The organism is Janthinobacterium sp. CG_23.3 (assembly GCF_046115965.1).
In the GTDB taxonomy this organism is placed as follows: Bacteria; Pseudomonadota; Gammaproteobacteria; order Burkholderiales; family Burkholderiaceae_D; genus Janthinobacterium.
The window spans coordinates 79,846-103,551 of record NZ_JBJXIB010000001.1; the positions used below are offsets into that span (position 1 = coordinate 79,846).

A 23,706-nucleotide genomic window follows, 5' to 3' on the forward strand; every position below is an offset into this window, starting at 1 on the left:
GGAGCTTCCATGCCATCTTCTATTTTCGCGCCCGATACGGCGCGTCCAACCTTTTGCCGGCTTGTCGGCCGGGCCACCTTCGCCACATTGATTGGCGCGCTGGCGCTTCCACATGACGCCCCGGCCGCCGAGGCGCCGCTCACCCTTGCTAGAGCCAGGCAACTGGCCATCGAACGCAACCGCGCACTCGCCGCGCAAGATTATGCCGCGTCCGCCTTGCGCGACATGGCGGTCGCGGCCGGGCAGCTTCCCGATCCCGTCCTCAAGCTCGGCGTCGACAACCTGCCGCTCAGCGGCGGGGACCGCTTCAGCCTTGGCGGCGACTTCATGACGATGCGGCGGGTCGGCGTGACGCAGGAAATCACGCGCGCCGACAAACGGCGCCTGCGCGCCGGCCGCTTCGAACGCGAGGCGGAAAAATCGCTTGCCGAGAAAGGCGCTGCCGCCGCAGCCATCGAGCGCGACACCGCGCTCGCTTGGCTGGAGCGGTATTACGCGCAGGCCATGGCGACGGCAATCGCCGAACAAGGGGCGCAGGCGGCCCTGGAAATTCAGGCCGCCGAAGGCGCCTACCGCGGCGGACGGGGCAGCCGGAGCGACCTGCTGGCCGCCCGCGGCGCCCTGGTCCTCATTGAAGACCGCGCCAGCGACGCGAAGCGGCGCGTGCGCGCCGCCAACACCATGCTGGCGCGTTGGATCGGCCCGGCGGCGGACCTGCCGCTGGCCGACGAGACTGGCACCGGCACCATCCATCTGGACCGGACGGCGCTCGACACCGAGCTCGCGCATCACCCCCAGGTGGCGGTGCTGGCGAAACGGGAGGAAGTCGCGCTGGCGGAGGCGCAACTGGCCCGTGCCAACAAGACAGCCGACTGGAGTGTCGAACTGGCTTACCAGCAGCGCGGTCCCGGATACGCCAACATGATTTCCTTCGGCGTCTCGATCCCGCTACAGTGGGACCAGAAGAACCGCCAGGACCGCGAGCTGTCGGCCAGGCTGGCGACGGTGGAGCAGGCCCGGGCCGAACGCGAGGAAGCGTTGCGCGCGCATGTCGCCGAAACACGGGCCATGATCGACGAGTGGGACAACGGGCATGAGCGCATCGGCCGCTACCGCCGCGAGGCGCTGCCGCTCGCCCGCGAGCGCACGGCGGCGGCGCTGGCCGCATACCGCGGCGGGCGGGCCGGACTGGCCGACGTGCTGGCCGCGCGCCGCGGCGAGGTCGAGGTGCGGATTCAGGCGCTGCAACTGGAGGCGGACATGGCGCGCCTGTGGGCGCAATTGAACTTTCTTTTGCCGGATGAGGGCCTGCGGGCGCGTCCGGCGGCGACGATGAACGGGAGCGTCCGATGAAGCATCAGAAAATTGTCCTCGCGCTTGCGGCGGCGGGCGCCGTCGCCGCGGCGGCGGCCGGCTATGGCCTTTACCGGGCCGGCGTGAACCAGGGCATGGGAACGGCGGCGCCCGCGGCAGCCGGGGCCGACACGGCAACCGGCAAAAAAGTGCTGTATTGGCACGACCCGATGGTGCCGGGCCAGAAATTCGACAAGCCCGGCAAGTCGCCTTTCATGGACATGCAACTGGTGCCGGTGTACGCGGGCGACGCCGGCGACGAGGGCAGGGTGAGTATCAGTCCCCGGGTGCAGCAGAACCTCGGCGTGCGCACGGCCCGGGTCGTCAAAGGCAGCCTGTCGGCCCCGTTCGACGCGGCCGGAGGCATCGCCTACAATGAGCGCGACGTGGCGCTGGTCCAGGCGCGCGGCAACGGTTTCGTCGAGCGCTTGTATGTGCGGGCGCCGCTCGATCCGGTTCGCAAGGGACAGCCGCTGGCCGAGCTGTATGTGCCGGAGTGGGTGGCGGCGCAGGAGGAGTATATATCCGTCAGGCGGATGACGGGCGCCGGCGCGGATGGCCTGCTGGACGCGGCGCGCCAGCGCATGCGCCTGGTCGGTATGACGGACGAGCAAATCCGCCTGGTCGAAGCGAGCGGGAAAACGCATGCGCGCTTGCGCGTCACCGCCCCGATCGGCGGCGTCGTTACCGAGCTGGGGGCGCGCGAGGGTATGACCGTGGCCGCCGGCGCCACGCTGTTCCGCATCAACGGACTGGACACCGTCTGGGTCAACGCGGAGGTGCCGGAGAGCCTGGCCGCGCGGGTGCGCCCGGGCAGCGCGGTGGAGGCGCGCACGCCGGCGCTGCCGGACCTCGTTTTCAAGGGCACGGTCGGCGCGATCCTACCCGAGGTGAGCGGCGCGACGCGCACGCTGAAGGCGCGCGTGGAACTAGCGAATCCCGGCGGCCGGTTGGTGCCCGGCATGTTCGCCGCCGTCAGGCTCAGCCCGGACGCGCGCAACGACGTGCTGCTGGTGCCGTCGGAGGCGGTGATCCAGACCGGCACGCGCAGCGTCGTCATGCTGGCGCAAGGCGGTGGCAAGTTCCTGCCCGCCGACGTCGAGGTCGGGGCCGAGGCGAACGGCCAGAGCGAGATCCGCAAGGGTTTGGAAGAGGGGCAGGACGTGGTCGTTTCCGGCCAATTCCTGATTGACTCCGAAGCCAGCCTGAAGGGCACCGCGACGCGGATGGGCGGCATGCCCGAGCCGGATGGGGCGGGCAAGCCGGCGCCGGCGCCGCATCGCGGCGAGGGCAGGGTTGAGGCGATCGGTAAAGACGACATCACGCTGTCGCACGGCCCGATCCCGTCGTTGCAATGGGGGGCGATGACAATGGCGTTCAAGCCGCCGCCGGGCGGCCTGCCGCGCAACGTCGCGGTGGGCGACAGCGTCGCCTTCGAGGTGCGGCAGAACAAGGACGGCGCGTACCAGTTGACGTCGATTTCCCCCACGGCCGCGGCGCCGCCGCCCGGAAGGAAGGACGGTCAACTGGGCGGCGTCCGGCCGGCCGCGGGTAAAACAGGTCAGCCGGGGGCCGCAAAATGATGGCCAAACTGATCCGTTGGTCGATCGCCAACCGTTTTCTGGTGCTACTGGCGACGGCCATGCTCACCGCCTGGGGCATCTGGTCGCTGGCGCGCACGCCGCTCGACGCGATTCCCGACCTGTCCGACGTGCAAGTCATCATCCGCACCAGTTATCCCGGCCAAGCCCCGCAGATCGTCGAAAACCAGGTCACGTATCCGCTGACCACCACCATGCTGTCGGTGCCGGGCGCGAAGACGGTGCGCGGCTATTCCTTCTTCGGCGACTCGTTCGTCTACATCCTGTTCGAGGATGGTACCGACCCGTACTGGGCGCGCTCGCGCGTGCTGGAATACCTGAACCAGGTGCAGTCGCGCCTGCCGCCGCAGGCCAAGACCGCTCTTGGACCGGACGCGACGGGCGTCGGCTGGGTGTACGAATACGCGCTGGTGGACCGCAGCGGCAAGCTCGACCTGTCGCAGCTGCGCACCCTGCAGGACTGGTTCCTCAAGTATGAATTGAAGGCGGTGGCGAACGTCGCGGAAGTGGCCAGCGTGGGCGGCATGGTACGGCAGTACCAGATCGTGCTCGATCCGGCCAAGCTGCGCGCCTACAACATCGGCCACGGCAAGGTGATCGAGGCGGTGCGGCGGGCCAACCAGGAAAGCGGCGGTTCGGTGCTGGAGCTGGGCGAGGCCGAATACATGGTGCGCGCGTCCGGTTACCTGAAGTCGCTGGACGACTTTCGCCAGATACCGTTGACGACGACCGACGCCGGCGTCTCGGTGCGGCTGGGCGACGTGGCGCGCGTGCAGATCGGGCCGGAGATGCGGCGCGGCATCGCCGAGCTGGACGGCGAAGGCGAAGTGGCCGGCGGCGTGATTATCATGCGCTCGGGCAAAAACGCGCTGGACACCATCGCCGCGGTGAAAGCCAAACTGGACAAGCTCAAACCGGGCTTGCCGCCCGGCGTCGAGATCGTGCCGGTGTACGACCGCTCGAAGCTGATCGAACGCGCCGTCACCAACCTGGGACACAAGCTGATCGAGGAATTCATCGTCGTGGCCGTGGTCTGCGCGCTCTTCCTGTTCCACCTGCGTTCCGCGCTGGTGGCGATCGTCACGCTGCCGATCGGCATATTGATCGCCTTTATCGCCATGTACTACCAGGGCGTGAACGCCAACATCCTCTCGCTCGGCGGCATCGCCATCGCCGTCGGCGCCATGGTCGACGCCGCCGTGGTGATGATCGAGAACGCCCACAAGCATATCGAGGCGTGGAACCACGCGCACCCGGGACGGCGCTTGCGGGGGGACGAGCACTGGCGCGTGATCGGCGACGCGGCCGCCGAGGTCGGCCCGGCGCTGTTTTTTTCGCTGCTGATCATCGTGCTGTCGTTCATTCCGGTGTTCACGCTGGAGGCCCAGGAGGGGCGCTTGTTTGCGCCGCTGGCGTTCACCAAAACGTATGCGATGGCGGCCGCGGCCGGCCTGGCGGTGACCTTGATACCGGTATTGATGGGCTACCTGGTCCGTGGCGACATCCCCGACGAACGCAAGAACCCCCTCAACCGCCTCTTGATCAAGCTATACCGTCCCTTGCTTGAGATCGTGCTGCGGTTCCCGAAGGCGACGCTGCTGGGCGCGGCGCTGCTCGCGCTGGCGACCCTGTGGCCGATGTCGCGGCTCGGCGGCGAATTCATGCCGGCGCTCGACGAGGGCGACTTGCTGTACATGCCGTCGGCGCTGCCGGGCCTGTCGGCAGGCAAGGTGTCCGAGCTGCTGCAGCAGACCGACCGCCTGATCAAAACGGTGCCGGAGGTGCAGAGCGTATTTGGCAAGGCGGGGCGGGCCGAGAGCGCCACCGACCCGGCGCCGCTGGAAATGTTCGAAACCACGATCCAGTTCAAGCCGCGCGAGCAGTGGCGGGCCGGCATGACGCCCGCCATGCTGGTCGAGGAGCTTGACCGCATCGTCAAGGTGCCGGGCCTGTCCAACATATGGGTGCCGCCGATCCGCAACCGGATCGACATGCTGGCCACCGGCGTCAAGAGTCCGGTCGGCGTGAAGGTGGCGGGTGCCAGCCTGCGCGAGATCGACCGCATCACCGGCGAGATCGAGCGCGCGGTCGGGCGCGTGCCCGGCGTCTCGTCCGCGCTGGCCGAGCGCCTGAACGGCGGACGTTATGTCGACATCGACATCGACCGCGACGCCGCGGCGCGCTACGGCATGAACATCGCCGACGTGCAAAGCATCGTGTCGGCGGCGATCGGCGGCGACAACATCGGCGAAACGGTGGAGGGGCTGCAGCGCTTCCCGATCAATGTGCGCTACCCGCGCGAGGTGCGCGACTCGGTCGAAAAGCTGCGCCAGCTGCCGGTGCTGACCGACCGCGGCGCGCAAATCCGCCTCGGCGACGTCGCAACTATCCGGGTCAACGACGGCCCGCCGATGCTGAAGAGCGAAAACGCCCGCCTGTCGGGCTGGGTCTATGTCGACATCCGCGACCGCGCCCTCACCGCGGTCGTGCACGATATGCAGCGGGTGGTCGCCAAGGAGGTGGCGCTGCCGCCCGGCTATTCCGTGTCGTGGTCGGGGCAGTTCGAATACCTGGAGCGCGCCAGCGCGAAACTGAAGGTCGTGGTGCCGGCGACGCTGTTCATCATCTTCGTGCTGCTGTATCTGACGTTCAAGCGCGTCGACGAAGCCGCGCTGATCATGGCGACGTTGCCGTTCGCCTTGGCCGGCGGCATCTGGCTGCTGTGGCTGCTCGGGCATAACCTGTCGGTGGCAAGCGGCGTCGGCTTCATCGCGCTGGCGGGGGTGTCGGCCGAGTTCGGCGTGATCATGTTGTTGTACCTGAAGCAGGCGTGGGAGGCGCGCCAGGGCATCGGCCGGGCCGGCGAAGCCGACCTGCTCGACGCGATCCGCGAGGGCGCGGTCATGCGCGTGCGGCCGAAGGCGATGACGGTGGCCGTCATCATCGCCGGCCTGGTGCCGATCATGGTCGGGTCCGGCACCGGCTCGGAGGTGATGCAGCGCATCGCCGCGCCGATGGTCGGCGGCATGATCACCGCGCCGCTGCTGTCGATGTTTGTGGTGCCGGCGGTGTATTTGCTGCTGCGCCGCCGGCAGCTGCGCCACCCAAGCGCCCGGGCGCCGGACCAAAAGGACGGGAGTCATTGAAGATTACAAAATTGTAATGGAGCGGTTGGATGATTGTCAGCAAACATTGGGTAGACTAGCCAGTGTGACGAATGCGACGGCGTACGATGGTATCCCGCAGGCTTTCTATCCTACCGGAACCAATTGCATGTTTCTGTCCGCGGCGCTACGCATTGACTGACCCGAATTTTTTCCACCTCTCGCCTTATTTTTTTGAATTTTGAATCCGCCTACGGGAGACCACATGGCTTCATACCGATATTTTCGGCATGCATTGCTTGCCGCCGCCGTTCTTGTTCCGCTAGTTGGCGCGGCGCAGACCACCAGGCGAGATCCGCTCGATCCGCAGGCCGCGGTTGCGGACGCGCCTTACCAATCCGCATTTTCCGAATATCAAAAATATCAAGACCCGGAAGTGGGGTCTTGGCGCAGCGCCAACGAATCGGTTGGCCAGGCGGCGGGCGAGGGTGGACACAACATGGGCGACATGAAGGGGACGGGCGAACAGCAGAAAATGGACGGGATGCCCGGACGCCGCATGAGCGATATGAAAACGGAAAGCAAGCCTGGAAATGCCAAGGCCCGGCCCGAGCCACGCGTGACCGGGAAGGCAGAGACGGGCGGCGTGCCCGCGCACGATATGAGCAAGATGAAGGAAAAAGCCGCCACGCCTGGCAAGAAGTCGCAGCCGGCCGCCGGGAAACCGGCCGAGGCGGCGCCAAAGGCCATGCAGGACCATAGCGGCATGAAGAAACAATAAGGAGCGACAATGCGAAATTTCCCTTTCTCCCTGCGTCCACTCGCAATGATCGTTCCGATGCTATTTCTGGGGGGGTGCGCCTCCCTGTCCCCGGATGGCGGTTTTTCATCGGTGCAGTCTTTAACGAAGGAACGTCTTGGCAAAGCGGCAACGCGAGTCGGCTCCGATGCCGATGCTGCGTCCGTCGACGAGACCATCGAACCGTTGCTCGCCGCGCCCTTGACGGTGGATGGCGCCGTGACGATCGCCCTGCTGAACAACCGGGGTTTGCAGGCCGACTATGCCGAGCTTGGGATAGCGGAAGCGAACCTGGTGCAGGCGGGGCGATTAGCCAATCCGCTCTTCTCTTTCGGGCGCCTGACGCGCGGCGGCGAAATTGAAATCGAGCGCAAGTTGATGTTGCCGATCATGAGCCTGCTGACAATGCCGATATCGTCCAAAATCGAACGGCGCTTCTTCGAGTTGGCGCAATTGCGCGCGGCGAGTGACGCGGTGCGCGTCGCCGACGACACGCGCCGTGCGTATTTTTCCGCGGTTGCAGCGCAAGAAACCGTGAAATACATGGAGCAGGTCAAACTGTCCGCCGAAGCAAGCGCCGAACTGGCACGCGGCATGGCGCGGGTCGGCAACTGGAGCAAACTGGAGGCGACGCGCGAGCAGGCGTTTTATGCCGACGTCGTCACGCAACTTGCGCGCGCCATGCAAACCCGGGTCGCCGAACGGGAGAAGCTGACCCGCCTGTTGGGGCTGTGGGGCGCGCGCACCAAGTTCGAGCTCCCCGACCGCTTGCCGGAGTTGCCGCAAGCGGCGCGTGAAGTCGCCGATATCGAAGGCCAGGCAATGCAAAACAGGCTCGACGTGATGATGGCGCGGCGCGAGCTCGCCGGTCTGGCCGCCTCTCTCGGCCTGACCAAAGCCACGCGCTTTATCAATTTGCTTGACGTTAGCTATTTACGCAACGCGTCGAGCGATAGTCCCACGCGCCAAACCGGCTACGAAATCGAGCTGGAGATACCTTTGTTCGACTGGGGCGGCGCCCGCGTGCGCAAGGCCGAAGCGCTTTACATGCAGGCAGTTAACCGCGCGGCATCGGTCGCGGTTGACGCGCGCTCGGAAGTGCGGGAGGCCTATACCGGCTATCGCAGCGCATACGACATCGCCAAACACTATCGCGACGAGGTGGTGCCGCTTCAAAAACGCATATCGGACGAGCAGATGCTGCGTTACAACGGCATGCTGATCAGCGTGTTCACCCTGCTTGCCGATGCGCGGGCGCAGGTCGTCAGTGTGAACGCGTCGATCGAGGCGTTGCGCGATTATTGGGTTGCCGAGTCGGCGTTGCAGATGGCGCAAACCGGGCGCTCGGTTGAGGGCGGTATGGGCGGTAGCAAAGCTGGCGGTTCCGTGGCGGAACCGGCCGGCCACTAAACAAACGGGAAAAGGATACTCACTATGGTTTCACGCAGAGGTTTTTTTGGGGGCGCCACCGCCGTCGCCCTGGGCGCCGGTTTGGTCAGCCGGGCTGGCGCGGCGTCGCTGCCGGAGGCGCCGATGATGGACAAGGCGGCAACGCAGCCGCCGCTGGCGCCGCCGAACGGCCGTCCCTATAACCCGGTGGTGACGCTCAACGGATGGACTCTGCCATGGCGCATGAAAAATGGCGTCAAGGAATTTCATCTGGTTGCCGAACCGGTGGTGCGCGAATTGGCGCCCGGCATGAAGGCCCATCTGTGGGGCTACAACGGCCAGTCGCCCGGGCCGACGATCGAAGTGGTCGAGGGCGACCGGGTGCGCCTGTTCGTCACGAACAAGCTGCCCGAGCACACCAGTATTCACTGGCACGGGCAGCGTCTGCCGAACGGCATGGATGGCGTCACCGGCCTGACCCAGCCGGGAATACAGCCGGGCAAAACATTCGTCTATGAATTTGTCGCCAAGCGCCCGGGCACCTTCATGTACCACCCGCACGCGGACGAAATGACGCAGATGGCGATGGGCATGATGGGATTTTGGGTGACGCATCCGAAGGACCCGAGTTTGCACCGGGTCGATCGCGATTTCTGTTTCCTGCTCAACGCCTACGACATCGATCCCGGCAGTTTTACGCCGAAGACCGCCACCATGACCGACTTCAATCTGTGGACGTTCAACAGCCGGGTATTTCCAGGAATCGATTCGATGATGTGCGGCTTGAACGACCGCGTCCGCATCCGCGTGGGCAATCTGACGATGACCAACCATCCGATCCACCTGCATGGTCACGAGTTTGTTGTCACCGGCACCGACGGCGGCTGGACGCCGCCGGCGTCGCGCTGGCCGGAGGTGACCACCGACATCGCGGTGGGGCAGATGCGCGCGATTGAATTCGACGCGACCGAACCGGGCGACTGGGCGTTCCATTGCCATAAGTCGCACCACACGATGAATGCGATGGGACATGACGTGCCCAACATGATCGGTGTCGACCAGCGCGCGGTGCTGGGCAAGATCAACAAACTGGTGCCCGACTATATGGTGATGGGCGACCGCGGCGGCTCGATGGGGGACATGGAAATGCCATTGCCTGACAACACCTTGCCGATGATGACCGGAACCGGGCCGTTCGGCGGCGTGGAGATGGGCGGCATGTTCACGACCGTAAAGGTGCGCAAAGGGCTGGCGCGCAACGATTACAAAGACACGGGGTGGTACAAGCATCCCGCCGGGACGGTGGCCTACGAGTGGAAAGACGGCGACAAGGGCATGCCGGATGCGGCCCGCGCGCCGGACGCGGCAAGCATGGCCGCCCAGCCAGGTGAAAAAATTCTGAAGGTAACGAAGGGCAACTCGCACAGCGGCCATTGATTTGGCGGCCGGTATGTAGACGCCGTCCGCCTGGCGGCGCTGTTTTCCACTCATTTTTAACCAAAAGGAATTTTATGAAAACGATGTTAATCGCCTCCGCATTCTCCGTCGCCGCTTTGTCCTGGGGCACGGCCGCGTATGCTGACGCGGGCCATAGCCATGGCGCGGCCAAGGGCAAGCAGGAAGCGCACGCGGACGCCATGGGCAAACCGGGCAAGGCGGAAAACGTCAGCCGTACGATGGAAGTCGACATGAACGACGCCATGCGCTTTAACCCGGCTGAGATCCATGTCAAGCGCGGCGAGACCGTGAAGTTCGTCGTCAAGAACTCAGGCAAGGTCAAGCATGAGATGGTGCTGGGATCGATGAAGGAGCTGAAGGCGCACGCCGAGATGATGCGAAAGATGCCGGAGATGGAGCATGCGGACGAAAACATGGTCTCGGTCGATCCCGGGAAAACCGGCGAGATGATCTGGCAATTCACCAAAGCGGGGAAATTCGATTTCGCCTGCTTGCAGCCCGGCCATTTCGAAGCGGGCATGAAGGGGAAAGTCGCGGTCAAATAGCGGCCCCTTCCCGTTGGAATGCTGTGCGAATGCGCGTCGCTTCAATGTAAGCGGCGCAATGCTGTAACCCGATCTTAAAAGGTATATATGAAACTGACCACCACTTTATTGTTGACGTTGGCCTTCGCGGCCGGCACACCCCTCGCCGCGACCGCCTCAAGCGATATGGCCGGCGCCGGCGCGGCGGACCAGGTAAAACCGGGCGCGGATGCCGCCGCGGCTTTGGCCGACGGCGAAGTCAAGAAGATAGACAAGGACGCCGGAAAAATCACCATCAAACACGGTCCATTGGCCAATCTCGCCATGCCGGGTATGACCATGGTATTTCGCGTCAAGGATCCCGCGATGCTGGAACAGGCCAAAGCCGGGGACAAGGTTAAATTTATCGCCGAGAAGGTCGACGGCGCGCTGACGATAACCGTGCTTCAGACTGCTAAATAGTGCAGCGGAGGGAGGCGCATGTAATGTGACTAACGCCTCTCACGTTCAGCGACCCTGCGGATAACCCGTATCCGCAACCACCCGAAGCGAAACTACATGAACAGGACTGGTGCGGAACCGCAGCAAATCGATTAGACGCATCCACGATACGGCGCGTTGTAGAGCGGGTGGGTTGAGGCTGCGCCGGAAATCCCGGCGTCTGGCTAACTTGTAGTCATCAAACAGGCGCCATCGCCGGATCCGCCGTCACCCAACGCCAATCTTTCCGCGAAAGCAACGGCATGAGCGTTTCGTTATGCGACTCCGGCGCGGCATCGCGGTCCGCGTCATGAAAAAATGAATTTCGATAAATATTATCAGGAACTTGAATGCCATGAATGCAAACCGAGTTGCAAAATTGACCGCCGTCGCGCAGATCACCCTCCTGGTTACAGTCGGACCCGTCTTTGCTGCAGGGGGGAAAGTGTACGTTGCCGACGAAGAATCCAGCACGGTCAGCGTCATTGACACGATATCTTTTAAAAAAATCGGCAGCATCCCTGTCGGCGTCGGTCCCCACAACGTCCAGGTCGCGCCCGATGGCAAGCTGCTGTGGGTCACTAACAATGGCGACGCTGACAAGGCGTCCGGGAAGCCGGCACACGATGGGATGCCAAAGTCCGAGCACGCGGCGATGACGAAGACTGGAGCAGTCTGGACCATTGATACCGCCACCGACAAGGTGGTCGCCAAAATACCGGTCGGCATGCATCCCGCGCACGTCGTCGTGGCTCAGGACGGCCGCCATGCCTATGTCACCAACGGCGGCGAAAACACTGTCAGCGTAGTGGACACGTCGGCGCAACGGGTTATCGAGACAATTTCGACCGGTCCCTTTCCGCATGGTATTCGTATCAGTCCGGACGGGAAGCAAGCATGGGTTGCCAACCTAAAAGGCGGCACGGTCTCGGTGATCGACGTCGAGACACGAAAACAAATCGTTCAGATCGCCGTGGGCAGAGGCCCGGCTCAGGTGGCGTTCACTCCAGATGGGCGACTGGGCTTCGTATCGCTGTCGGAGGAAAACCAGATCGTGGTGATTGATCCGGCGAGCCGCACAGTACTCCGCAGGGTCGAAGTCGGGACGGTGCCTATCCAAATTTACGCCACGCCCGACAGTCGACTCCTCCTGGTCGCGAATCAAGGCACGCGCGCGAAGCCCGGTTCCAGCGTCAGCATCATCGACCTGGAGACCTTCAAGGTTACGGCAACGGTCAAAACGGGGCGCGGCGCGCACGGGGTGGTGGTGGATCGTGATGGTCGCCATGCCTTCGTAACCAACACCTACGCGAACACAGTCTCCGTTCTCGACGTTGGCAAACGCAAGGTTATCGCCACGACGCCGGTTGGGCGCAGCCCGAATGGCATCAGCGTGACGCCCTGACTTGTTGTGCATGGCGCGTGTATCAAGAATGTGCAGCCAAGCGCGTTGACAATGAACATCTGGCGTGGCTCGGTATTACCAGACCGGATCAGTCGGCGTCGCGTGCTGGCAAGGACGGGCGGCGAGCTCTGCCAAACCCCATTTTATCTTTGCGTGCGATGAACCGTTGCGGCGCATTGCGCCGCTTTTGTTAATACGGCGGACAAACCCACTCATCCGGGCGCGAACTCCAGGCTGAAAACGGTGATGCCGTTTTCTGAACTAACCCGCGCCTCCCCGCCATGGGCCCGCAGGATCGAGCGGGTGATGGCCAGCCCGAGTCCGGCGCCTTCGCTTGAGCGTTGCCTGGACGAGTCCGCGCGGTAAAAGCGGTCGAACAAGCGGGTAAGATGTTCCGCCGGAATGGTTTCGCCGGTGTTTTCGATCGACAATTTTATGGCACCTTCTTCCGCGTCATCCACCCGGACCGCAATGCGCCCGCCCTCGGGGGTGTGGCGCACCGCGTTCGACAGCAGATTGCTGATGGCCCGCCGCAACATCAGCCGGTCCCCCGAAACGCAACCGTTGCCAGCGCAGGTCATGGCGATGGACTTTTCCTCGCTGAGAATGCCGTAATACTCGAACACGCCGTTGACCTCGTCGATCAGGTTGACGGTTTCTCGGTTCGGAACGACGAGATGGTTGTCCGACTTTGCCAAAAACAGCATGTCGGCGATAATGCGCGACAAACGCTCTAACTCTTCCGCGTTGGATGCGAGGATGTCGCGGTACTCGTCGAGTGTTCTCGCTTTCGACAGCGTGACCTGGGTTTGCGTCAGCAAATTGCTGACCGGGGTGCGCAGTTCGTGAGCGAGGTCCGATGAGAAATTCGAGAGCCGCCGGAATGAGTCCTCGAGCCTGGCCCACATGCCGTTCAAGGTGTCGGCCAGTTCGGCCAATTCGACCGGGACGGTGTCGACGGGAAGGCGCGAGTCCAGGCGGCCGGCGGTGATGCCCGCCGCCTCACGCGTTATCGCTTGCAACGGCGCCAGCCCGCGCCGGGCGGCGATCCATCCCAGGAAGCCGGTCAGGCATGCCGCCAACAGGACGACCGACCACAACGTCGCTCTGAACGCGTGCATAAAATGTGCATGGTGCGAAATATCGGTTGCCACGGCAATGATCGCGGGCGGCGCACCGGGAATGCCGCTCTGCGCCAGCGCGAAAATGCCGCGCTGGGGCTGATTGTCCTTGCCCTTCCATGTCGCGGCGCGGATCGCACCCGCCTGGACACGGCGGCTCAACTCCCGTGGAAACTCGGCGCCGCTCGTGGCGAACAGTACCTGCCCCTGCTGCGTTGCGACGAGCACCGCCAGGCCCTGGTGTCCGATCAATGAATTTGTTAATTGTTCACGCAGCGCGCCCAGATCGTCGTTGGACCCGACTTTTTCAAGGGCGTGTTGGGTGAGCTTGAGCTTGCCTGTTAGTACTTCCATGTCCTGTTCCGCGAAGTGGCGTTCGACCGAGCCGCCGATCAGATACCCCAGCAGCAACAGCACGGTCGTCGAGGCGGCCGCAAACAGCAGCGTCAGGCGCAGAGTAATCGACAGGCGTCCGCTCACTCGCCAACCTCCAACACGTAGCCCATGCCGCGCACTGTGCGAATCAACTTCGGCTCGAAATCGTCGTCCACTTTGACGCGCAGTCGGCGCACGGCGACCTCGATCACATTGGTATCGCTATCGAAATTCATGTCCCATACTTGCGACGCAATCAGCGAGCGGGGCAGAACTTCGCCCTGGCGGCGCATGAACAATTCCAGCAGGGCGAATTCCTTGGCCGTCAGGTCTACCCGCTTACCGGCGCGGCTGACCCGTCTGCGCAGCAAGTCAAGTTCCAAGTCGGCCGCCCGCAAGAATTCCGACTCTTTGGTTTTGCTGCCGCGCCGGAGCAAGGTACGTACCCGGGCCAGTAATTCGGAAAAGGCAAACGGTTTCACCAGATAGTCGTCCGCCCCCAACTCGAGGCCGCGCACCCGGTCGTCGACATGGTCACGTGCCGTCAGGAACAGCACCGGCATCTCCTTGGCGGACGCGCGGATGCCTCGAAGCACCGCCCAGCCGTCAATGCCGGGCAGCATCACGTCAAGAACGACCAGATCGTAGGTCTCGCCGAGCGCGTGGTACAGGCCGTCCTCGCCGTCGCGGACCAAATCGACGACAAAACCTGCTTCGACCAAACCTTGTTTCAGGTAGTTGCCTGTCTTCGTTTCATCCTCGACGACTAGAATTTTCATGCCTGCCTTTCTTCACTGGGTCCATTGTTTCTAGAATGCCAGGCCGCGCTGAGGCGCCTGCGCTGGGAGCATCATACAACCATGTGAAAAGGTGCCCCGGCCCGTCTCGCCGGCGCGACAACGCCAACAGGGAATGGGGGAAGGGAACGTGTCGATGGCTTTGGCGTTTCGTACGGATAACATGGACTGCAGGACCATCGTCCCGGCGATCAGCCGCCCTTGTACATGGGGTTTTCTTGCATATACACCGTGATGCCCTCCGCCCACGGCACAACCTTCTCGAGCGCAAACGATCGGGTGCTGAGCGTGTCGAACGTCCACGTTACGCTTTTGCCGCCAGCGTTGATTTGAACGGTTTCGAGACGGGTGACGTTAAGAGATTTTATCTGATCGAGATTGACGACCCGGTCGGCGGGTCCGGTCGTGGCATAGCCGAATGGGGCAACTTGCTTGGCTGCCGGCCCGCTCTGGTCTTTATGGTAGTCGCTTGGCGCAGAGCCTTGCCGGGCAAACGCGGCGGTTGCGCCGGCGACGCTGGTAATGCTAAACAGGGCAAGTGATACAAATTTGGTTTTCATGGTTTCTCCTTTGATATGCGCCGGATTTTTCAAGCGTGAGTCCATCTTAGGCTTCGGCGTCCGACAGGCGCCTGACCGTAACATTACGATTCTGTCAGGCTGGTCTCGCAGCAATGGTGGAGGCCCGCAACTTGCGCGTCGCCGTGCCGCCTTATTCCGCCCGGCACGAACGGCAACTGGCGGCAGCGTCAAGTCCCGTTCCGGGCAGTCGAGACACGACAAGGTGCACGCGCTAAGCGCTATAGCGTACATATCTGGAAGGCTTCAGCGTGTAAGCTCAGACTTGCGGGGTGAATGATGTCCCGTCCAAACCGAAGGAGAGCGAAATGCACAACCTTGCATCAAAAAGCAGTGTCATGGCGTCCGAGATGCAGGCCTGCATCGACGCATGCGCACATTGTCATCAAGTGTGCCTGCAGACGGCGATGACGCATTGCCTGAACATGGGGGGAGGGCACGTTGAACCGGAGCACTTTCGATTAATGAACAATTGCGCCGAAATTTGCCAATCGTCCGCCAATTTGCAACTCAGCGGGTCGGTTTTCAGCGCGCGTCTGTGCGCCCTGTGTGCCGATGTTTGCACAGCTTGCGCCGACAGTTGCCGCGAACTTGATGGCATGGAAGGGTGCGTGAGCGCATGTGAACGTTGCGCGGCCAATTGCCGCAGTATTGCCGCCTAATGTTCTTGTTATATTTAAATCAACAAGGAGAAAATTGTATGTATTCAACAAACAATAATGCCAATGCGCTACGTGGCGCGCGCGAACTGATTAGCGTGCTTGCCATTGCAACCGCAGCCTATGCGCTACCCTTTTCGGCCGCCGCGCAGGCACCGCCTGCCGGTACCGCAAAGATGCAGATGGGCGCGAGCGCATCTGCCGACGCGCCAATGAAGATGCCGAAGTCGATGGACAACATGCATAAAAAAATGGCCGCCATGCAGATGACGGGCGATCCCGACATAGACTTCGCGATGATGATGGTGGCCCACCACGAGGGAGCGATCGGCATGGCGCAAGCGGAAATCGACGCGGGCAAGGATCCAGCCATGATCAAGGCTGCGAAAAAAATTATCACGGCGCAAAAGAAGGAAATTGCGCAGTTTCATGACTGGCTGAAGAAACATCCCCACCCGATGAAGTAAGGTCGGCAGCCGGTGCAAACACCGCAATGGCGTCGCCTGTCCCAAGCGTCGCTGCGACGGAACGCGCACGTAGAAAGTACAAGGTCAACGACAACAGATATGCGGATGTTTTGATTGTAACCGGGGTCTCGAAAGACATTCTCGAACACGACATCCTCCCGGCATAGCGAATCAGCGCGGGCCAGCGACGGATCGTGTAGTCGAGCCTTGCCGCTCATGTCCGGTGATCGTGGCGGTGATGGATGTCAGGATAGTGAGGATGAGCGTGCCTGATCGGTACGTGGCGGTGCCGATGCGCATGTGGCGCCTTGCCATCCCAGTCGAAATCGTGATCATGCTGGTGGTGGGTGTCGTGGCTGTGTTCATGCAGATGCTCCATCGACAGGTGATCATGCTCGTGCTCATGGGTCTCCGTCAGGTGCAGCCAGATGCCGCCGCCCATCAGCGCTGCCGCGATCCAGAACAGCGGACCGGGGGCGTCGCCCAGCATCCCCAACGAGATTGCCGCGCCGACAAACGGCGCCGCCGAGAAATAGGCCCCTGTCCGGGCGGTGCCGAGATGGCGCAGCGCCAGGACGAACATGACCAGGCTCAGACCGTAGCCGCAAAAGCCGACCAGCCCCGCCGTCAGGACCGTACGCGTGTCGGGCAGCAGGAATCCCATGGCCAGGGCGATGGAAAGATTGACCGAACCGGCTACCAAGCCCTTGATGCCGGCGATCTGGAGCGGATCGCTGGCTGACACCTTGCGCGTCAGGTTATTGTCGATCGCCCAGCACAGGCACGCGCCGATGATCGCGAGCGCCCCCCAGGGCACACCCAGCACCGGAATTTGCTCCCATGATAGCAACGCACCGGCAACGACGATGAGCAGCATGCCGATAAAGATGCGGCGGTCGAAATTCTCCTTGAAAACGAACCACGCCAGCATGGCGGTCAGCACCCCCTCCATGTTAAGCAGCAACGAGGCCGCAGACGCGGGTGTCAACGTCAATCCGCTCATCAGCAGCACCGGACCCGCGACGCCGCCGGCTGCAATGGCGCCGCCCAGCCAGGGCAAATCCGGCGCAGTCAGCGCCACCGGCTTGTCGCGCCCCCCGCGCTGCGCCACGGCGCGAACGATATAACAGGCCAGCAGGCCGATGCCACTACCCAAGTACAGCAAACCGGCCAGCGCAACGGGTGCAACGTGGCCGACCAGCGCCTTGGAAAATGGGGTGCTGGCACCGAACAATGCAGCTGCCAGCAAGGCGTACGCCACGCCTTTGTGAATGGCTGGTTCTTTAATGACGGTATTGTCCATCGCGACTTTCGAAAATTGCAACACAGGCGGGGCGATCGGGCAGCGCGCTGGCTTGCCCGAATCTCACGTTGGAACGGCGGGCGCTGGTGCCCATGCAGCACGACGCGCTCGCCAGTCGCTTTACTTTACAACAAAGTCATCATCAGGTTATTCTCCTCTGAATGCGACGAACTTCGTGGCCTCGCCGCCATAGCCATTTTCATGCCTGTTTTTTGACGATATATCCCTCGTCCGGTAAAGGAAGAAAATCACGCCGCGCCGCAACAGCAGATGGTCGTACCCGGTCACCATATGCTTGGCACCCAGGCACAGGAAAGGCCGGGTCTGCACCCCGGTAAGTCCTTCAGGAAGCCCTTGTCGGAGTCCGCAGTCCGATACGCCCTGCGCCAGCGCCGCCGCCGTGGCCACGTTGAGCGACGCGGCAAGCAGCCAACGGCGCCAGGTTCCCGGCATGTGCTTGAAAAATGTCCTATGTAACGCTTTACGCTGGAAGTGGGAGGGTGGCAGGCTTCCGCTGGCGCCGCCGCAGCACCATGCCGCTGATGGCAGGGAGAATGAACAGTGTCAAGATGGTCGACGTGATCAAGCCGCCGATGACGACTGTGGCCAGCGGCTTCTGCACTTCAGCGCCGGTGCCGGTCGCGAGCGCCATCGGCACGAAGCCCAGCGACGCTACCAGCGCGGTCATCAGTACCGGCCTCAGGCGCTCCATCGCGCCGTCGATCACGGCCGTGGCCGCCTCGAGGCCATCGTCCAAACGCTTGTTGATGGCCGAAATCAGCACTAGGCCGTTCAGCACCGCCACGCCCGACACCGCGATGAAGCCGACAGCGGCCGAGATCGAGAACGGCATGCCACGCAGCACAAGAGCGAACACGCCGCCGGCCAGTGCCAGCGGCACTGCGGTCAGGACGGTGGCCGTCAGCATGGCATTGCCGATCGCCATGTACAGCGCGGCGGCAATCAGGACGAAGCACACGGGAACGATGATGGCCAGTCGCTCGGTGGCCGCGCGCAGGTTTTGGAATTGCCCGCCCCATTCCATCCACGAGCCCGGCGGGAGCTTGACTTCCTTCGCCAACTGCGCTTGGGCGTCATCGACGTAGCTGCCCAGGTCACGCCCAACGACGTTCGCTTCGACGTAGATACGGCGTTTGCCGTTGTCCCGGCTCACTTCGTTCAAACCCTGCGTGAAGCGGAACTGGACCAGTTGGCGCAGCGGTATCGAGGCACGCACCTGCTCGCCGACGGCCGGCAGCATCACTGGCAAGGCACTTAGTTCATCGAGGTTGTTGCGCAATTCGCTAGGCAAGCGAACCACGATGTCGAAGCGGCGGTCGCCTTCGAAAATCTGCCCGGCCGAGCGGCCCGCCAACGCGGTCGAGACCGTATCCGCCACTTCCCTGACGGTCAAGCCGTAACGTGCGATCGCGGCTCGGTCGAAGGCGATATCGAAGGTCGGAAAGCCCTCCGTCTGCGCCACGCGCACATCGGACGCTCCGGGGATTTTGCGCAGCACTGTCGCGACTGCCCTGGCGCTACCTGCCATCTGGTCCAGGTCGTCACCGTAGATCTTGACGGCGACATCGCTGCGCACCCCGCCGATCAGCTCGTTGAACCGCATTTCGATAGGCTGGGTAACGTCGTAGTTGTTGCCGACCAGGTTGGCGGTTTTTGCGCGAATCCGCTCGATGACCTGTTCTTTGGTCGTCACGCCTGCCGGCCACTGGCTCTTCGGCTTGAGGATGATGTAGTTGTCCGAGGCGTTGGGCGGCATCGGATCGGCGGCCAGGCTGGCCGTGCCGGCCTTCGAGTACACCGTCTTCACTTCCGGCAGCGTCAGTACGGCGAGTTCGAGCGGCAGGTCGAGCGCCAGCGACTGGTCGATCGAGGTCGACGGGATGCGTACCGACGACAGGTTCAGGTTCTGCTCATCCAGGGTCGGCATAAATTCTTGGCCGACGAAGGCAAACGCCACTGTCGCCAGCAGCAGGACCCCGACGCCGACGCCGATGAACGGCAGCGGGCGCGCCACCGCTTGGCGCAGCCAGGGTTCATAGCGGCGTTTGGTGCCAATGATGACCTTGACCTCCTGTTCGGCGACCGGACCATTCATCAGCACGGCAATTAGCGCCGGCACGAACGTGAGCGACAGGACGAACGCCGAACCCAGGGCCAGCATCAGCGTGATGACCATCGGCGAGAACATTTTGCCTTCCACTCCCTGGAACGTCAGGCAAGGCAGAAATACCAGTAAAATTACCAGTTGGCCGTAGATGGTTGGCCGCAGCATTTCGCGCGACGATGCCACCACTTCCTCCAGCCGCTCCTTGAGCACCAGCGTGCGGCGCTCCTGGTGCTGGCGTTCTGCCAGGCGGCGCAGCGTATTCTCGACGATGATGACGGCGCCGTCGATGATCAGGCCGAAGTCAAGTGCGCCCAAGCTCATCAGGTTGCCCGAAATGCCGAGTGAATTCATGCCGATTGCACTCATCAGCAACGACAAGGGAATGACCAACGCCGCAATCAGCGCGGCGCGCCAGTTGCCCAGCAGCGCGAACAGGATGACGACGACCAGCAGCGCGCCTTCCGCCAAGTTCTTGGCAACCGTCGAAATAGTGGCCACCACCAGTTGCGAGCGGTCCAGGGTCGGCACCACCATGATGCCCTCCGGCAGTGTCTTACCAACATCTTTCAGCTTCTCTCCCACCGCGTGGGCGACGGTGCGGCTATTGGCGCCCACCAGCATCAGTGCGCTGCCGACCACGGTCTCGTAGCCGTCACGACTGGCGGCGCCGGCGCGCAACTCGCCCCCGACTTTGACGTTGGCCACCTGCGCTACAGTGACGGGCACGCCGCTGCGGGTGGCCACCACCGCGCCGGCGATTTCATCCTGGGTCCGTATGCGGCCGTCGGCGCGCACCAGGTAGGATTCGCCGGAGCGGCGGATATAGTTGGCGCCGACCGAAACGTTCGCCTCCTCCAGCGTGCGGACCAACTCGGCAAAGGAAATGCCCTGTGCGGCCATCTTGGCCGGATCCGGCTCCACTACGTATTGTTTTACGTAGCCGCCCAACGAGTCGACGTCCGCCACGCCCGGCGTCGTGCGCAGCTGGGGCCGGATGATCCAATCCTGCACCGTGCGCAGGTAGGCGACCCGGGCAACGTTGTCGGTCAGGTGTTCTCCCTTTTCAGTCAGGAAACTGCCATCGGACTGCCAGCCAGGCTTGCCATCCTTGCGCGGCGCGCCCTTGCCGTCGGGATGAACATACTCTACGCTGTAGTGAAACACTTCGCCCAATCCGGTCGACACCGGGCCCATCTGCGGCGCCGCGCCGTCCGGCAAGTCCGGCTGGGCCCGCGCTAGGCGCTCGGCCACCTGCTGGCGCATAAAATACAGATTGGCGCTTTCCTTGAAGATGGCGGTGACCTGACTGAAGCCGTTGCGCGAAAAGGAGCGCACGCTTTCCACGCCATCGAGGCCGACGAGCGCCGTCTCGATAGGGAAGGTGACGCGCTTTTCAATTTCCACCGGACTCAATGTTGGCACCACGGTATTGATCTGCACTTGCTTGTTGGTGATGTCCGGGGTGACGTCAATTGGCAACAGATTCAATTGCCAGGCCCCGGCAAGCGCCACGACCAGTGTCAGGAACAGGATAAGCCAGCGCGAACGGACCGAGCCGGTGAGTATGGAATCGATCATCATTCCTCCTTGGAGCGCTTGATCATGTCGGCCTTGACCAGGAAGGCGCCACGGGTGGCGACCAGATCGCCGGCGCGCACGCCCGACACGATCTGCGCCACGCCCCGGCTGCGGGTGCCGACCTGCACCGGCTGGACGCGGAAGCCCTCTTTGGTGCGCACGAACAGCACGTCGTGACCGTCCACGTTCTGGACCGCATCCTCGGGGACGACCATGCCGGCGCCGCCATTTTTGACGTGCAGCCGGGCTTGCACACCTTCGCCGGTGATCAGCTTGCGCGCCGATGACACCGGCGTCAGGACCACGGTCGCGGCACGGGCGCCGCCACTCACGGTTGGCGTCACCGAGCGCACTGTGGCGGCAACCGGGGCGCCGCCGGCGGCGATGATGATTGCCTTGTCGCCGACGGTGACGCGACCGATGTCGGCTGCCGGCAGCGACGCTTCGACTTGCAATGGTCCATCGCCGGCCACGCGAAACAATTCCATCTGCGGCTGGACGTAAGCGCCCAGCGTGGCTGTCTGTGCGGCTATTCTTCCTGCGATCGGGCTGACTACGGACACCGATTTACCGTCAGCGGACACGTGCGCCGCCGTCGCCACCGAAGAGGCGCGTTGCGCCTCGGTTTGCGCCACCGCCAGGGCCGACTGTGCTACCTCCATTTCCTGGCGCGGTGTGACGCCCTGGGAAAACAGGCTGGTTTCGCGCGCGACATTCTTGCGGGCCAGGTCCGCTTTGGCGTTCGCCACGTTGCGATCGGCCGCCATGCTGGCCGCCTCCAGGCTGTCCACTTGCGCCAAGGCCTCGCCGGCGCGCACCGTGTCGCCCAACTGGCGGTTGACGCGGATGATGCTGCCGGACGCGCGCGCAACGATCACCGCCTCGCTATTGGGCGGCGCCACCACCGTGCCGGCGGTCAGGATTTCCGCTTCGAGGCCGCCGCTGTTGACGGCTTCGACGTCAATTTTGGCGGCCGTGAGATAGTCGGCGGGGATTTTCACTTCGAGCGGCGCGGCCGCGCCGGGGTCTGGCGCCGCTGGTGCCGACGCGGACGCCTTTGCAAGCGGTGCCGCAGCTGGTTGATTGCTTGCGGCGAGCCAGTGCGCGGTGCCAAATCCGAGCGCGGCAGCTACAGCCGCGGCGCCCGCAACCAGGGCCCAGGTGGGCGCGCGGCGTTGTTGTTCCATCATGGTGTTTCTCCAAATACGTTGCGGCCTTCTGCCATGGAAAGGGTGGCGAGCGCGCGCACGCGTGCCACGCGGGCCTCGATGGCGAGCGCCGTCGCTTCGGACAGCGCGCGCCGGATCGCCAGCAGCTCCGCCAGGGCGGTCTTGCCGGCGTCATAGCCCACGCGCCCAAGTCGATAGGCGTCGGAGGCGGCATCCTGGCCTTGCTCCGCGGCCTGCAGTCGCTTGTCCGAAGCCTGCACCTGGGCCACGGCCGACCGGTGCGATGCCAGCGCCTCCATGCGGGCAGCTTCAACGCGCATGGCCGCGCCGGTCGCGCGTTCCTTGGCAGCTTCAACGCCCGCCTGGTTACGGTCGAACAGGGGAATGCTGGCCGACATCCCAAAGGTCGCCGCCTTGTCGCTGGACCAAGCGAACCTGCGCATGCCAATGCTTATGCCAAGGTCAGGCATGCCCTTTTTTTGCTCCACCCGTATTTGCGCGGTGAATGCTTCGCGCTCGGCGGCGGCGCTGGCCAGCGCGGACGAGCGCTCCGGCGTCCAGCCGGCGAGCGGAGGTGCGGCGACCACCGTGGCCAGGAATGGATGGTCGATGTGGGTGAAGGGTTCGGTAGCGCCGACCAGGGCTGACAGGCGTTCGAGCGCCTCCGTGGCATCGGCGGCGGCCGATTGCACTGAAGCTTGGGCGGCGGCGGCGCTGGCGCGTGCCTGCGCCACGCGCAATTCGGCTTCCCGCCCCGCTTTCACCAAGGCGCGTGCGGCGCGCAGGTCGTCATCGGCCCGCGCCGATTCCGCGTCGGCGACTTCCTTGCGCTGTTGCATGGCCTCGGCTGTCGCATAGGCGAGCGCCAGCTGGGTTGCGAACGCCAAGCGCGCATGGCGTTCGCGCGCGCCTGCGGCAGTAGATTTGCGTTGCTCGGCCTCGATGCGGGCGGAACGCTTGCCGCCGATCTCGAAGACCTGGGTCACGGTGTAGGTGTCCTGGCGCTGACTGACCCCGCCGGCGGCGGGGGCGCCAAGGTTCTCGGCCGCCGCGTTCAGGGTGGGATTGAGCCAGGCACCGGCCTGGTGAACATCGGCGCGCGCCGCGCGAACGTTGGCGCTCTCTTCGAGCAGCTGTGGCGCACGTGTTTGCGCCTGCTGAAGCAGCGCGGCAAAAGGTGGCGTCTCGGCCGCCTGGCTGAGCGTCGCGGCCGACACAAGGACCAACAATAAGACCGCGCTATGGAATGGGTGTGAAGACAGTGTGGAGAAACGCCGCTTGGCCTGGCGAACGGCAACGTCCGTCAAACAGCCACGCGACGTTACGCGTGGGCGTACAGAAATTTTGTGCATGAAAGCCCCTGCAGGATTGAACTGGATGGTGTGCAGCGGGCGCGACGCGTCCATTTAGTGGTCGCG

The 23,706-nt window shown here is 63.6% G+C and carries 19 protein-coding genes; 11 read left to right on the plus strand and 8 right to left on the minus strand.

All coding sequences use genetic code 11. The annotated features are described in order from the left end of the window. Positions 1-9: 9 nt before the first annotated feature. The 9 genes from ACFDR9_RS00275 to ACFDR9_RS00315 all read left to right on the plus strand — a co-directional run bounded on the left by ACFDR9_RS00275 (position 10) and on the right by ACFDR9_RS00315 (position 12,113). On the plus strand, positions 10-1,353 hold the full coding sequence (locus ACFDR9_RS00275; RefSeq protein ID WP_409029669.1) for a TolC family protein: 1,344 nt from the start codon (positions 10-12) through the stop codon (positions 1,351-1,353). Next, positions 1,350-2,936 carry an efflux RND transporter periplasmic adaptor subunit gene (locus tag ACFDR9_RS00280; protein ID WP_409029670.1) on the plus strand — a complete coding sequence of 529 codons (1,587 nt, stop codon included), beginning with the start codon at positions 1,350-1,352 and terminating at the stop codon, positions 2,934-2,936. The genes ACFDR9_RS00275 and ACFDR9_RS00280 overlap by 4 nt, the downstream gene beginning before the upstream one ends. Then, a complete protein-coding gene (locus tag ACFDR9_RS00285) occupies positions 2,933-6,100 on the plus strand; it encodes an efflux RND transporter permease subunit (RefSeq protein WP_409029671.1) in 3,168 nt (1,055 codons plus the stop codon). The genes ACFDR9_RS00280 and ACFDR9_RS00285 overlap by 4 nt, the downstream gene beginning before the upstream one ends. 223 nt (positions 6,101-6,323) lie before the next feature. Then, positions 6,324-6,839 (plus strand): hypothetical protein, encoded by a 516-nt coding sequence (locus ACFDR9_RS00290; RefSeq protein WP_409029672.1) that lies wholly within the window; start codon positions 6,324-6,326, stop codon positions 6,837-6,839. A gap of 9 nt (positions 6,840-6,848) precedes the next feature. Then, on the plus strand, positions 6,849-8,267 hold the full coding sequence (locus ACFDR9_RS00295; RefSeq protein WP_409029673.1) for a TolC family protein: 1,419 nt from the start codon (positions 6,849-6,851) through the stop codon (positions 8,265-8,267). Between the two features lie 24 nt (positions 8,268-8,291). Further along, entirely contained in the window at positions 8,292-9,683 is a 1,392-nt protein-coding gene (locus ACFDR9_RS00300; protein WP_409029674.1) for a multicopper oxidase family protein, read from the plus strand. A gap of 74 nt (positions 9,684-9,757) precedes the next feature. Further along, positions 9,758-10,249: a plastocyanin/azurin family copper-binding protein gene (locus ACFDR9_RS00305; protein ID WP_409029675.1), complete on the plus strand. Its 492-nt coding sequence runs from the start codon at positions 9,758-9,760 to the stop codon at positions 10,247-10,249. A gap of 87 nt (positions 10,250-10,336) precedes the next feature. Beyond that, complete coding sequence (locus tag ACFDR9_RS00310) at positions 10,337-10,690, plus strand: copper-binding protein (RefSeq protein WP_409029676.1); 354 nt, start codon at positions 10,337-10,339, stop codon at positions 10,688-10,690. A gap of 373 nt (positions 10,691-11,063) precedes the next feature. Then, on the plus strand, positions 11,064-12,113 hold the full coding sequence (locus ACFDR9_RS00315) for a cytochrome D1 domain-containing protein (RefSeq protein ID WP_409029677.1): 1,050 nt from the start codon (positions 11,064-11,066) through the stop codon (positions 12,111-12,113). A 212-nt stretch (positions 12,114-12,325) separates the two neighbouring features. Here ACFDR9_RS00315 and ACFDR9_RS00320 read toward each other — a convergent pair whose 3' ends face one another. From ACFDR9_RS00320 to ACFDR9_RS00330, 3 genes are all read right to left on the minus strand, one after another. Beyond that, positions 12,326-13,714, minus strand: a complete 1,389-nt coding sequence (locus ACFDR9_RS00320) for a heavy metal sensor histidine kinase (protein ID WP_409029678.1) — start codon at positions 13,712-13,714, stop codon at positions 12,326-12,328. Continuing rightward, the gene (locus ACFDR9_RS00325) at positions 13,711-14,388 is read right to left on the minus strand and encodes a heavy metal response regulator transcription factor (protein ID WP_409029679.1); all 678 of its coding nucleotides are present in this window, start codon (positions 14,386-14,388) and stop codon (positions 13,711-13,713) included. The genes ACFDR9_RS00320 and ACFDR9_RS00325 overlap by 4 nt, the downstream gene beginning before the upstream one ends. A 209-nt stretch (positions 14,389-14,597) precedes the next feature. Beyond that, positions 14,598-14,966 (minus strand): CzcE family metal-binding protein, encoded by a 369-nt coding sequence (locus ACFDR9_RS00330; protein WP_409029680.1) that lies wholly within the window; start codon positions 14,964-14,966, stop codon positions 14,598-14,600. Between the two features lie 326 nt (positions 14,967-15,292). Here ACFDR9_RS00330 and ACFDR9_RS00335 point away from each other — a divergent pair, with 326 nt between their 5' ends. After that, complete coding sequence (locus ACFDR9_RS00335) at positions 15,293-15,646, plus strand: four-helix bundle copper-binding protein (RefSeq protein ID WP_409029681.1); 354 nt, start codon at positions 15,293-15,295, stop codon at positions 15,644-15,646. Between the two features lie 38 nt (positions 15,647-15,684). Then, the gene (locus ACFDR9_RS00340) at positions 15,685-16,110 is read left to right on the plus strand and encodes a DUF305 domain-containing protein (RefSeq protein WP_409029682.1); all 426 of its coding nucleotides are present in this window, start codon (positions 15,685-15,687) and stop codon (positions 16,108-16,110) included. A gap of 214 nt (positions 16,111-16,324) precedes the next feature. On the opposite strand, the gene ACFDR9_RS00345 is transcribed toward ACFDR9_RS00340, so the two are convergent. The 5 genes from ACFDR9_RS00345 to ACFDR9_RS00365 form a co-directional block, all read right to left on the minus strand. After that, the gene (locus ACFDR9_RS00345; RefSeq protein ID WP_409029683.1) at positions 16,325-17,413 is read right to left on the minus strand and encodes a DMT family transporter; all 1,089 of its coding nucleotides are present in this window, start codon (positions 17,411-17,413) and stop codon (positions 16,325-16,327) included. 147 nt (positions 17,414-17,560) lie between these two features. Beyond that, a complete protein-coding gene (locus ACFDR9_RS00350) occupies positions 17,561-17,866 on the minus strand; it encodes a hypothetical protein (RefSeq protein ID WP_409029684.1) in 306 nt (101 codons plus the stop codon). Positions 17,867-17,894: 28 nt separating this feature from the next. Next, complete coding sequence (locus ACFDR9_RS00355; protein ID WP_409029810.1) at positions 17,895-21,119, minus strand: CusA/CzcA family heavy metal efflux RND transporter; 3,225 nt, start codon at positions 21,117-21,119, stop codon at positions 17,895-17,897. After that, positions 21,119-22,309, minus strand: coding sequence for an efflux RND transporter periplasmic adaptor subunit (locus tag ACFDR9_RS00360; RefSeq protein ID WP_409029685.1), 1,191 nt, complete (start codon positions 22,307-22,309; stop codon positions 21,119-21,121). Before ACFDR9_RS00360 ends, ACFDR9_RS00355 begins: the two co-directional genes overlap by 1 nt. Further along, on the minus strand, positions 22,306-23,694 hold the full coding sequence (locus ACFDR9_RS00365) for a TolC family protein (RefSeq protein WP_409029686.1): 1,389 nt from the start codon (positions 23,692-23,694) through the stop codon (positions 22,306-22,308). Before ACFDR9_RS00365 ends, ACFDR9_RS00360 begins: the two co-directional genes overlap by 4 nt. Positions 23,695-23,706 lie beyond the last annotated feature (12 nt).